This is a genomic window from Burkholderia sp. Bp9143 (assembly GCF_003853645.1).
GTDB lineage: Bacteria > Pseudomonadota > Gammaproteobacteria > Burkholderiales > Burkholderiaceae > Burkholderia.
Genome location: NZ_QTPO01000029.1, coordinates 96,170 through 108,482, shown reverse-complemented (window position 1 = coordinate 108,482; position 12,313 = coordinate 96,170). Strand labels below are relative to the sequence as shown.

General features: G+C 61.5%; 8 protein-coding genes and 1 pseudogene. 1 reads left to right on the top strand and 8 read right to left on the bottom strand.

All coding sequences use genetic code 11. The annotated features are described in order from the left end of the window. Positions 1-760 precede the first annotated feature (760 nt). The 4 genes and pseudogenes from DIE23_RS22130 to DIE23_RS22115 all read right to left on the bottom strand — a co-directional run. Positions 761-880 (bottom strand): annotated as a pseudogene (locus DIE23_RS22130) (IS5/IS1182 family transposase); the annotation flags it as partial. 94 nt (positions 881-974) lie between these two features. Then, entirely contained in the window at positions 975-4,442 is a 3,468-nt protein-coding gene (locus DIE23_RS22125) for an adenylate/guanylate cyclase domain-containing protein (protein ID WP_124614082.1), read from the bottom strand. Positions 4,443-5,018: 576 nt separating this feature from the next. Then, positions 5,019-5,318 (bottom strand): H-NS family nucleoid-associated regulatory protein, encoded by a 300-nt coding sequence (locus DIE23_RS22120; protein WP_124614081.1) that lies wholly within the window; start codon positions 5,316-5,318, stop codon positions 5,019-5,021. A 150-nt stretch (positions 5,319-5,468) separates the two neighbouring features. After that, complete coding sequence (locus DIE23_RS22115) at positions 5,469-5,816, bottom strand: VWA domain-containing protein (protein ID WP_260436139.1); 348 nt, start codon at positions 5,814-5,816, stop codon at positions 5,469-5,471. A 661-nt stretch (positions 5,817-6,477) separates the two neighbouring features. Between DIE23_RS22115 and DIE23_RS22110 the strand changes: the two genes are divergently transcribed. Beyond that, positions 6,478-7,593: a porin gene (locus tag DIE23_RS22110; RefSeq protein ID WP_260436138.1), complete on the top strand. Its 1,116-nt coding sequence runs from the start codon at positions 6,478-6,480 to the stop codon at positions 7,591-7,593. Between the two features lie 80 nt (positions 7,594-7,673). Here DIE23_RS22110 and DIE23_RS22105 read toward each other — a convergent pair whose 3' ends face one another. The 4 genes from DIE23_RS22105 to DIE23_RS22090 all read right to left on the bottom strand — a co-directional run bounded on the left by DIE23_RS22105 (position 7,674) and on the right by DIE23_RS22090 (position 12,292). Next, positions 7,674-8,369 carry a GntR family transcriptional regulator gene (locus tag DIE23_RS22105; RefSeq protein ID WP_124614079.1) on the bottom strand — a complete coding sequence of 232 codons (696 nt, stop codon included), beginning with the start codon at positions 8,367-8,369 and terminating at the stop codon, positions 7,674-7,676. A 146-nt stretch (positions 8,370-8,515) separates the two neighbouring features. After that, positions 8,516-10,129 carry a bifunctional 3-(3-hydroxy-phenyl)propionate/3-hydroxycinnamic acid hydroxylase gene (locus DIE23_RS22100; RefSeq protein WP_124614078.1) on the bottom strand — a complete coding sequence of 538 codons (1,614 nt, stop codon included), beginning with the start codon at positions 10,127-10,129 and terminating at the stop codon, positions 8,516-8,518. Between the two features lie 90 nt (positions 10,130-10,219). Next, positions 10,220-11,653, bottom strand: coding sequence for an aldehyde dehydrogenase family protein (locus DIE23_RS22095; protein ID WP_124614077.1), 1,434 nt, complete (start codon positions 11,651-11,653; stop codon positions 10,220-10,222). Between the two features lie 75 nt (positions 11,654-11,728). Beyond that, entirely contained in the window at positions 11,729-12,292 is a 564-nt protein-coding gene (locus tag DIE23_RS22090; RefSeq protein ID WP_043184200.1) for a VOC family protein, read from the bottom strand. Positions 12,293-12,313 lie beyond the last annotated feature (21 nt).

Sequence of the window (12,313 nt, the reverse complement as noted above, 5' to 3'; positions counted from 1 at the left end):
AATAACCACCGACAATCACCCGGTCGACCGGCCAAGATGGTTGTCGGTAAACCGGCCAAGCTGCTTGACGCTATCTAGTGTTGGCGCGTTGCATGGCGAGTTGCGCCTCTTGTAATCGGGTATGGACGAATTCTTCCAGATGTCGCGCGTCATTCAAGGGGTTGTCGTGCTTTCTATGCACGAACTGGCGGTTTTGTCCTAAAAGTCAATATCGATCAAAGACTTACAGAATCGCACCTCGTACCAACGATGAAGAGCTGCGGAGCCTTACTGCAAGGCGCTCCCCCGTCGTTCACCGCCACAATCTGCACGGAAAGTACGACACCCCCCTCTACGAGGCCGTTTCGCCGCAGTCGGAGTAGGTAGAGCGAAAGAAGCTGAGTGCTTGCTCGGCTTCTTTGCTTTGTACCTTGAAACGGGCTTGGTTTGGAAGGTTGCGACGACTCGCGACGTAATGCGTTCCAATCCGTCGGAGCGTTGCAAGCTCAACAGTCTTGATGAGCTAAGTGAATCGCGTGGGACGGCCCGGCAGATCTTCGCGCAAATTTGCTCGCGAGCAAGGAAGTCCTAGATCAACTACGCAGCGAGATTCGTGCAATGAATGCACGGGAGGCCATGCTTGTTGAGGCGCGAACCATCGAGGTAGATGACGCTATTCGTCGAAATGCCCTGATGAATGCGGCGACGACACTCGTTGGACTCGCTGGCGGTGCGGCGATGCTGATCTTTACGATCCGTATTGTACGGCGGGTTCGGCGGTCAGCGCGGCGCGATTCGAAACCGGCAGGCGGCCTAAATTCTTCTCTCGCCGTGGCTTGACTGGCGGCAGTAATGGCTCGATCAGTCTCCACAATTCGTCATCGATGATCGGCTTGCCCATCTCCTCTGCCTCGGTTGTTCCGATGCCTGAGGTTACAGCTCACCGCACAAGTTAACAACCCCACGGGGCCTTTTTGAAACCGTCTCTAAGAGCGTCAGCGTCTCGTCGGCAATGTTGGCGCAAGGGCATCAAGCAATTCCTTGGCCTCTCGCAAGTCAGCGGTGTCGAAACCCTCCGTAAACCTGCCGTAGACCTCGGATAGCGCTTGCCGGGCCTCCGCGATTTTGCCTTTGCGCTGCCAAAGCCGGGCCAGGCCCAACGCCGCGCGCAATTCCAGCGAGCTCGCACCTTGATGGCGAGCCAATGCGATCGCGTCGCGAAAACAGGTCTCCGCTTCGCCGCTGCACGCGGCCAGGCAATCGTCAGTGTTCAACGCGCCGAACAGTATGCTGCCCTTGAGCCGATGCAACTCCGCCTCGTGGCAGCGCTCCCCGGATTTGTGGACGAACGTCATTGCCTCTTCGAGCATTCCGAGGGCAGTTTCCCCGTTGTCCGCGCGCCGATAGCCGTCGGCAAGAAGGGCCAGAAAGTACGATCGCTGGTCCTCGCCGCCGGCAGCCCTGACGGCGGCCAGGCCTTCGCGCATTTGGGCGACTCCCTCCAGGGGGCTTTCGCGCTCAGTCAGGGCCCAGCCCCGGAAAAAGGTTCCCCACGCGAGCCAATATGGCAGCCCTTCCTCGGTCGAGAGCGTGATGAGAGCATCGGCGTGCTCGAGGACCTGCGATGACTCTCGCCGGAGCTGATGCAACTCGGCCGCGTAAGCCAAGGCGTTTGCCAGGGCTGGACCAAAGGCAAGCTTTTGTGCGAGCGCAAGTGCCTCGAGGTTTCGCTTGTACGCCTGTTCGGGGTAACCCTGAAGCCACAAGGTCAGAACCAGGATGTCCAAAGCCCAGATGCCGGGATCCAACGCGTGAGCAAAGACATGTGCTTGATGCTGCTCAGCGTCGTAGAGGGCAAGCGCTTGTTCCGCGTGCGTGCGTGCGGCTTCGAGCTCCCCCTGGAGGAGGAGGCACATACCTAGTGCGTCGTGCGCGTTGACGAGCAAGGCCGGATCCTGCGCGCGCCGCGCCATGTGGAGCATCCGTTCGGCCAATTCGCGCGCAGTGGAATACTCGGCGCGCGACACATAGTGGATCCTCAGTCCAAGTTGCACCGCGAAAAGCTGTGATGTTTCGCCGATCTGCTCGCACAATGCCAGCGCGCGGGTATAGGTCGCGGCCACCTCCGGCGCGCCATAGCCTCTCACGTCCATCAAGGCCGGACCCAGGGAAAGCAACAGCGTCAGTTCCCAATGCGCGCGTGCCGGTGTATCGGGCAGACGCTTGAGCAACTCGAGCGCGATGCCGAGGTGATGCATCGCGTCCAGATGGGCCGCATGTCGAACGGCCTGTTGCGCGGCACGATGCAGGTACTCCACGGCTTTTGGAATGTTGCCGCTCAAGCCGTAGTGATGCGCCAGTTCGCTGCAGTAATCCGCGATACGGGTGGGAAACAGCGTCTCGATCGCCTGCGCAGTGCGCTCGTGCAGTGCGCTCCGGCGTTCCTTGAGCAGTGAATGGCCGGCAACTTCCTGTGTCAGTGCGTGCTTGAATGAATACTCGACCTCCGGAAACGCGGGCCGTTCGTAAATGAACTCGGCGGCTTCCAGGTGGGCAAGAAGCTTGCGCAGGTGGTCATCCGTGTACGCAATCGAGTCGCCACACAGGCGCTGAATCAGGCTGAACGGAAACTCCTTGCCGATGACGGCCAGCGTCTGCAGCAAATCCTTTTCCGCGACGGGGAGCCGGTCGATACGGGCGGCGAGCACGCCCTGAACGGTAGTGGGAATATGCAGCGCCGCCGGGGTCTGCTCGACCCTGCAATGGCCGGGATCGCCGAGCAGTGCTTTCTCCTCACCCAGCGTCTGGACCACTTCCTCGATGAAGAACGGATTGCCCTCCGTCTTCTCCAGGATGAGCTGCTTGAGTGGCACGAGGGAGAGGTCGTCACCGAGCAGTGCCGTGAGCAGTCCCTGGGCTTCGGCCGGGCCCAGAGGTTCGAGACGCAGCTGGCTGCAGTGATCCGCGTGCTGCCAGCCAGGCTGATACTCGGGCCGGAAATTCACAAGCAGCAGGATCCGGGTGCCTGATAAGTGTTCGAGCAGGTACGCGAGGAAGGCTTCCGTCTCGCGGTCTAACCATTGCAGGTCCTCGAACAACAATGCGATCGGCTGATTACAGCTTTCGCGTGCAAGCAGTTGCGTGATCGCGTTCAGTGTCCGGTCCCGCCGGATCCGGGGATCCATCTCCGCCAGCGCCGAACCGGCTTCACCGACGCTCAGCAGATAGAGCAGGTAAGGCACGAGATCCTCGAAGCTGCGCTCAAGCGTCAGCACCTTGCCCATGACCCTCTCCCGGCACCCTCGCACGTCGTCTTGACTAGTGATCTGGAAATAGTTCTTCAACAGCTCGATGAGCGGCAGATTGGCGAAAGCCTTGCCGTGTGATACCGAAAACGTCTCCAGTACCAGGCAGCCGCGCCGGGAGCGCTCCTTGAATTCATGGAACAGTCGCGATTTGCCAACCCCGGCCTCGCCGACCACAGCAACCACTTGCCCGCGGCCAGTTCTGGCCTCTTCCAGCGCCCGGTTCAGGTGCTCCAGTTCGGCCTTGCGGCCTACAAACCTGGCGAGACCACGGTGCGCTGCCAGTTGCAGGCGCGTCCGCAGCGCGCCGAGACCCAGTACCTCATACACCGAGAGCGGTTCAGGAATGCCTTTGACCTGGGTGGCTCCCAGGGCCCTGAACTCGAAATAACCTTCGGCCAGCTTGTGGGTCGCCTCGCTCACGAGAATAGACGAGGGCGTGGCGATCCCTTCCATCCGGGACGCAATGTGGATCGTGTGTCCGACCGGATCGTAATCGGTGTGCAGGTCGTCGGTGCGGATCGAGCGCACCACGACCTCCCCGGTGTGGACGCCGACGCGAATCTGCAGCGGAATGCCTTCCTCCAGTCGAATGCGATCGCTGTGGTGGCGCATCGCCTGCTGCATGCGCAGCGCCGCGAAGAGCGCGCGCTGCGGATGGTCTTCGTGCGCGATGGGCGCGCCGAACAGAGCGAGGATGCCGTCGCCCAGCGACTTGGCCACGTAGCCCTCGTAGTAGTGCACGGCTTCCATCATCAGGGCGATGACAGGCTCGATCAGTCGATGGGCCTCTTCCGGATCCATGTCGTGGATCAATGCGGTGGAACCGGCCATGTCGGCGAACAACGCCGTAACGGTTTTGCGTTCTCCGGCGGTCTCACCTCTCGCTTCCATGGCCGCCTGCTCGGCGCGGATACGTTCGGCAAGATGGTGTGGCGTGTAATGAACCGGCGCTCTGGATGGCTCTGGAATAAGCTGCGAACGCGGAGATGGCGCGGCCGGCGCCTCGGTTAGGGGGGTGCCGCACTCATTGCAGAATCTGGCGGAAGGCGTCGCGTCGTGTCCACAGCGAGGACACGCGCGCGTCAGAATGGCTCCGCACGCTTCGCAGAATTTGGCTCCGGTGAGGTTCTCGTATCCGCAGTTTGCGCAGTGCATAACATCGTTTCCCTTGCCAACCGCTCCATTTAAACATTATGCGCCGCATCCGCTAGCAACGAAGAGAGGGCCGGATGGGAAGCAAGGAGTCGAGGACATCAATCGCGCGTAGTGCCTCGGCGACACTCGGGGGACCTTTACTTTCCGTGCATTTTTCGGGTTAGCAGACTTTAAGCCTGGCCACGCTTTGTTTTGTAACCCCAATTCGCTATCGTTTTAAATCAATGCGTTGCTATCTACCAATCGATCGAAGCGTCGATGGTGGGTCAAGTCCAGCGGACGCAATCGTGCCCCTTACCGCACTCGGAGGCTAGCCTCGAGCTGCCCGAATCTCATGTCATCGACCTGTTCATTGGCCTGTATCCAGTGACAATTGGACCGTTCGACCGACGGGGGTAGGTGACATGCGAGCAACGCGACAAAGCCATTTGCACGGTCGCCCTCGAAAATCCAATCCTGCTTGTGAATGCATCACGGTGATGCACCATTTCCATTCAGCGATCTCCGGACTTGCTGCGTGGCAGATGCCGGATCTCGGGAAGTCCGGCACCTGCTTCCTGTTGGAGTCTGTGAAAGTTATTGCGTCACCTCCGCCGCCTTTTCGATCAGAAATTGCGCGGGATTATCGCCGAGCCAGCGCGGTCGCTTGCCGCGGCCGCTCCAGGTCGCGCCGGTATCCGGGTGTCGATACTTCGGTACCGCCGGTTGCCCCTTTCGGCCGCCGGCTTTCATGCGGATCTCGTCGATCGAGATGTCGTAGAGCCGCATCGTTTCTTGAATCGACTCGATTTGCGACGCGCGCTCTTGGTCGCGTACCGATGCAATTTGTTGATCGAGGTGTTTTCGCTGCGCCAAAAGCTCCAAATACCCCGCCATGTGGTTTTCTCCTCGTCGTTGGTGAATGACAAAGTGATATTGCCAGCTGTCTTAAAAATCGAGAAATGGAGTTGCGTCGAAAGCCGGGTCATTTCAATCGAACAAGCAAAAAAAATCCTCCCGGACGCAGGCGCCTGGGAGGAAGGTGGATCAAATTGATCGACGAACAGCTTCGATCACGCATCGCGGAAGCTCATCGGGGCTCTTTACGACAGACATCTGTTCCGCGTAGCCGCCCGACTTCATCGCGGCCCGTGTCTGATGAACGCCGCGGGTGCTATCGCCAATAAATATCGTCACGACCTCAATATCCGCAGACTTCGCATACGCGTACGCGCTGGCCAGCATCTCAGGATCGCCCGCTTCGCCGTCCGTCAATACGATCAGCAGACGGCGTGCCTCATCACGGAAGTCGAGCCGAGAGAGCGCGATAGTCATCGCCATCCCGGTCGCCGTCGCGCCAGCGCGAAGTGCGACGGCATCACTTCGACCGGAAATCGACGACCACGTATCGTCGAAAGACTTGATGATCTGATAAGCACGACCGAAGCCAATTACTTCGTTTGGTATTTGGGGTGATCGTACCTTTCGTGCAAAAAGTGGCGGTGATCAACCGAGGAGCCGCCTACAGCAAGGCTTTGCCGCTTTCCGCCTTTCGCACGAATAGCGATATTGCAACTTATTGATTCGCAGTGGCTTTTTCGCCCAGGCTGCCAGATTCCACACGAAAGGTACGATCACCCCTCGAACCATTTCCATTTCAGAAGCAAGTCCATCGGCCAGCCCGATTCGGGCCGCTTAGCAACGCCACCGGCGTGCGCTCGACAGCACCAATGCGTCTGCATTTCCTGACGAGGCTGCAGAAGGCGAGGTCGAGCGACGCCGGTCTGCCGACCCGGCAATGCATCGGCCCGTGGCACCCGCCAGCCAATTGCGGCGGACACCCTCTGAATCCGTCACGGCACTTCGAATCCCGGCCTCCGGCGCGCTTCCCACCATCCATGTTGCGGCGCACTAGCGCGTAAACACGGGGTTCTGCAACTTGCGGCGCCGTATAAAATGTGCGCACTAAATATAAATATGCACAAAATACGATGACGTGCTCGAAGTTGTAATTTGTGCGCGTTGATGCTTCGCAATTGGTCTGGAGGAGACGTCGGTGAAAAAATGGGTCATTACGTCAATTGCCTGCGCGACAGCAGGCCTGGGTCCGGTATCGTGCGCCTACGGGCAAAGCAGCGTGACGCTCTGGGGTTTGCTCGATGCAGGTGTGTCATACATCAGCAATACGTCGGGCCACTCCGCCTGGCGGCTCGATGACGGTATCGCGTTGCCCAATCTGCTGGGATTTCGCGGGACCGAGGATCTCGGTGACGGCACCCGAGCTGTGTTCCAGCTGGTGACGCAGTTCACGCTGCAGGGCAACCTCGTCGCTCAAAAGAGCAACGGGAGTGGCACCGGGACCGGGCTTTTCGCGCGCAATGCGTGGGTCGGACTCGACAACACCCGCTTCGGCAAGCTGACGCTCGGACGCCAGTACGACTTCATGGTTGATACGTTGTTCGCCGATGTCGGGGCCGATATGGCGATGTATGGCGGCGGATTCTACGGCTTCCGGGATGGTCCGTTCGCGAAGCTCGGCATTCCCGATTCTCCGCCGAACGAGGCGTTCGACTTTGATCGCATGAACGGCGACACGCCTCTTGGCAATGCGGTCAAGTACGCGAGCCCGTTGCTGGGCGGATTCCGATTCGGCGGGATGTACGCGTTCGGCGGCACGGCTGGAAATTTCCGGCAGAACAGCGCGGAAAGCTTCGGTGCCAGCTACAGCGCTGGCGCGTTTGCATTCGGCGCGGCTTATACCGACGTGCGTTATGCGTCATTGCTCGGCGACAGCATCAGGAACTACGGGCTCGGCGCGAAATATCGCGGCGACAAGCTGCTGCTGACGGCGCTGTTCACGGACACGCGCAATACGCACAACGGCGCGGTCGTCAACGCGGCAGAGGTCGGCGCACTGTATCAGTTCACGCCGGCGTTCTCGACGAGTCTCGCCTACACCTACATGTGGGGGAATGACGTCGTCGACCGCAACCACGCCCATCAGTGGGGGGCCGTTGCGAAGTACCATCTGTCGAAGCGGACGGCCGTCTATCTGCAGTCGGTGTATCAGCTGACGAACGGGGGGGCGAACGCGTCGATCAACGGGACGTTCGGCCCGTCGAGCAGTCGCTCGCAGTTCATCGGCCGGATCGGCATGCAGACGATGTTCTGATTGATCCGTGCGACGGCGGCGGGAGTCGTCGTCGCAATGGGGTTCATTCGTAGACGCAGCATCGGGGCACTGCGCGCGACTTACTGCACCGATGCCAATTGCCGTTCCAGTGCGGCGGCAACACGAGTCAACGTCCCTTCGATATGCTTGCGCAGCAATTTCGCTGCCTTGTCCTTTTCCCGTCCGATCGCCGCTTTCATCAGCGCCTCGTGTTCCGCGCCCTTGTGGCGTTCCTCCGTCCGATGGAGCGCCGAGTAGCGCCGATAGCGTTCGGCGCGGTCGAACAGCGATCCGACCATGTTCAGCAGCAGCGGGCTCGGCGTCGCGGACAGCAACGCCATATGGTAGGCGCGATGGCGCTCCGACCAGTCGTCGTCGAGGGCCACCGGGCCGGTACCCATCCGCTTTTCGGCGAGGCTCAGCCGATGGAACGCCGTCAGCACGGCAACTTCCCAGTCGTCGTCGCCATGCTCGATGGAATCCATCAGCGCTTCGTGTTCAAGCAGGATGCGCAGGCGCGTGATGTCCTTGAAGTCGTCGATACTGATCGGTGCGACCCAGAAGCCGCGATTCTCGGTCGCCTGCACGATCCCGTCCTGCGCGAGACGGTTCAGTGCCTCGCGGATCGGCGAACTGCTGAGACCATAGGTCTTCGAGAGGCTCTCGACTTTCAGGCGCGTGCCGGGCTCCAGTTCACACCGGATGATCGAAGTCTTCATCCGCGCGAAAGCAACATCGATGAGCGGGGCACCGTTGGAGGCAGGTGTCGGATCCATGGCGTGGCATTCCGGATTGTCAATGCGGTAATTTTATGCGCAAAGCTCACTTCTATGCAAGATTGAGTCGGAAGGCTCGCCGGACAAAAAAAGCGCTCGGGCGAAGCACCGAGCGCTGAAGGCTGTTACATGACGCGCGTTCCGGATCAAAGGCTCGTTGCCGGCGCGTCAAGTGCTTGCGAGCCGTTGGTCGCCAGCGCGCCCACGAGCTCGTCGAGCAGCGCAAGCGCCTCATGCGGCTCACGGCAACCACCGTACACATAGTGATCGGGGCGGGCGAGAACCACACGGCAATCGTGTTGCGCCATCCAGCCGGTCAGCACGCCACTAACGTCCTGATACGTATCCGGCGAGGCATCGGGCGCGAGCGCGTCGGGCCCGATCGCGACGAACCGGATCGCCGGATACTGCAGGCGATCGCATGCCTGCCGAAGTTGCGCGACAGTCGCGGCATCGGTACGTGCGTCCACCGCGAGCCGGAAGGTCGCGCCGGTCACGTCGTCGAGCAGGCGCTCGTCGCCGGTGGACGTCCGCACGCGTGGTTGCGGAAACAGCAGCCCGCGTGGCCCGTCGCTCGAAGCGGACAGAAAGCCGTTGCTCAACCCCGGGATCAACGATTGCCGGACCATTCCCCGCGGATTGGCGGCCATCTCCGCATGCAAGCGCTCGTCGCGCGCGCTGGCCGCGACCGGATCGCGTTCACAGATCAGCTTGCCCAGTTCCTTCGTCACGAGTGTCGTGCGCTTGACGTGCGGCAACCGTTCAGCCTGGTAACTGTCGAGCAGTGCCGTACCGGCCTTGCCGCGCGTAACCATCGCGAGCTTCCAGACGAGATTGGACGCATCCCGAATGCCCTGACACATTCCCTGCGCGAGGAACGGCGGTGTCATGTGCGCTGCGTCACCGAGGAAGAATATCCGCCCGGCTCGCCAGCTGCGCAGCACGAGCGCGTGAAACCGGTAGGCGGATGCACGCCAGATCTCGTATTCGTCGTCGGCGAGCCAGCGCGAAATCAGCTTTTTCACGAACTCGGGCCGGCAGGCCTCGGCAGGCGTCTCGTCCGCGTTGATCATGAACTCCCAGCGGCGGCAGCGGCCGGGGCCGACGACGAACGTCGACGGGCGCGCGATCTCGCAATACTGCACGTTGGTTGCCGGCAGGCTCTCGCCGGCACCGTCTTTGAGCATCACGTCGACGACGAGCCACGGCTCGTCGAAGTCGAGATCCTCCATGTCCAGGCCGAGCCGCGTACGGATCGGGCTCGTTCCTCCATCGCAGGCCAGCACATGGCCTGCGGTGAACGTGCGTTGCTCGCCCGACGCCAGCGAGATCGTCACGGATGCGGCATCGTCGTGTGATTCGACCGCGGTCGCTTCCGCACCGAGCTCGACCCTGACCGACGGGTAGCCGGCGAGATTGTCGCGCAGGATCCCTTCGATTTGCGGCTGCATGAACACGTAATTCGGCGCCCAGCCGAGCTGGTATGGCGGGGCTGCCGCGTCGATGCGGCGGATCACCCGCGTGTCGGTCGTCCGGTATTCGGACGGGCGGTACGGCATCACGTATTGTGCGATCCTGTCTGCGATCCCGAGGTTGGCCAGGATCCGCATGATTTCCTGGTCGAATCCCATTGCCCGCGGCTTGTCGTAGACAGTAAGCGACTTGTCGACGACGAGCGTGCGCAGGCCGGCCTGACCGGCCAGGTTGGCGGCGACTGCGCCGACCGGGCCGAGACCGACAATGATCAAATCGAAGTCCACATCTCCTCCATGTTCATATTCGTTCCGCCAGAGCCGAACACGTTCGCCCGGCGGCGGGGGCGGGTCCACCGGACCGTCGCCCGACTGATCTCAGTATGCCTTCGTGTAGGCGGTCTTGACGGTCGTGAAGAATTCGGCGGCGTATCGGCCTTGCTCGCGCGGGCCGTAGCTCGACGACTTCGTGCCACCGAACGGCACGTGATAGTCGACCCCCGCGGTGGGCACGTTGACCATCACCATCCCGCTGCGCATGTGTTGCCTGAAATGCGCCGCATATTTCAGAGACGTCGTACAGATGCCGGCTGACAACCCGAACTCGCTGTCGTTCGCGATCTCCAGCGCCTCGTCGTAGTCCTTCGCCGGAATAGCGCACGCGATCGGGCCGAAGATTTCCTCGCGCGCGATGCGCATCTTCGGCGCCGCATCGGAGAACAGCGCTGGCGTCAGAAAATGGCCTCGTGTGCTGCGGGCGACGGTCGTACCGCCGCAGATCAGCGTCGCCCCTTCATTCCTGCCGATTTCCACGTACGCTTCATCCAGTCGCAGTTGCTCGCTGTCGACAACGGGCCCGATTTGCGTGTCGGCGTCGAGCGCATGCCCGACGCGGAGCTGCTCGAGCGCCTCCGCGACACGGGCGATGAAGCGCGGATAGATGCCTTTCTGCACGATGAAACGGGATGACGCGGTGCAGCGCTGCCCGGTCGAGTAATAGGCGCCCTGTATCGCACAGTCGACGGCGACGTCGAGGTCCGCGTCGTCGAGGACGACGAGTGGATTCTTGCCGCCCATCTCGAGCTGCATCCGCTTGAACTGGCGTGCGCCCTGCAGCAGCAGGTTCCGCCCGGTATCGACCGATCCGGTGAACGAGATCGCGTGGATGGTCGGCGAGGCGACCATCGCGTTGCCGACGACACTGCCGCGTCCCATCACGAGATTGAATGTGCCGGGCGGAATGCCGCTGCGGTGGATGATGTCCGCGAGCGCCCATGCGGATCCCGGGACGAGGTCCGCCGGCTTGAAGACGACGCTGTTGCCGTACGCCAGTGCCGGCGCGATCTTCCAGGCCGGAATGGCCATCGGGAAGTTCCACGGCGTGATGATGCCGACGACACCGACCGGCTCGCGCGTGATACTGACGTCGACGAGCGGCCTGACCGACGGCAGGGACTCGCCGCCCGAGCGCACTGCTTCGGCGGCGTGGAACTTGAATATCTGCCCGGCACGCGCGACTTCGGCAATGCCCTCGGCAAGCGTCTTGCCTTCTTCGCGCGATAGCAGCGTACCGAGTTCGGTCTGCCGCGAGAGCAATTCGCTGCCGATCGCGTCGAGTGCATTCGCTCTGGCCTGGATGCCGCTGTCCCGCCAGCCGCGCTGAGCGTCGCACGCGGCGTCGATTGCCTCGTGTGCCTGCTCGACATCCGCGTGCGCATAGTCGCCGATCGCGTCGTCGAGATCGGACGGATTGATGTTGCGGCGTGAAGTGGCGCCGGTGCGCCACGACCCGCCAATCAGATTGCACTTCATGACCAGTGATCTCCCCCAGTTTCGCAGGGTGGCGTCCGCCTGCCGTCGAACGCGGCGGACGCTGCGGATTGGTGTCTATTCGTCGAACGCGGTGCGCTGGGCGGCGATGCGTTCGCGCATTGCCGCGATCCATGCGTCGCGCGTCAGGAAGCCCGGGCGGCGCTGGCACATCGCTTCCGTCCGTCTCAGGACTTCAGCGCTCGGGAGATCGAGATCGAGCGGCTCGCGACAAGGCTGCGCGGTGAAGAACGGGCTGTCGACGTAGAGTTCGATCGGATTGCCTTCAGGATCCTTGAAATAGATCGACCACGCGTTGCCGTGATCGACTTGCTCGATACCGGCGACGCCCGCGCGTTTCGCGCGTTGGTAATACGTGCGCAGATCGTCCAGCGAATCGAGCAGGAAGGAAAGCTGGTTGACCGGGTTGAAGGGGAGGTCGGTGGGCTTTCCATCGAACAACACGAGCTGGTGATGGATTTCCGGATCCTGCGTCATGAAGTACAGATTGTGTCCGGTCGACGCGACACCCTTGTCGCTGATCACGAATCCGAGTGCCTTGCGGTAATAGTCGACCATCCTGTCGAGGTCGCTGCAGAAGATTCCGCAGTGGGTGAACTGAATTTTCGGCAATGCTGCCATGATCGTCTCCTGATAGTTCGA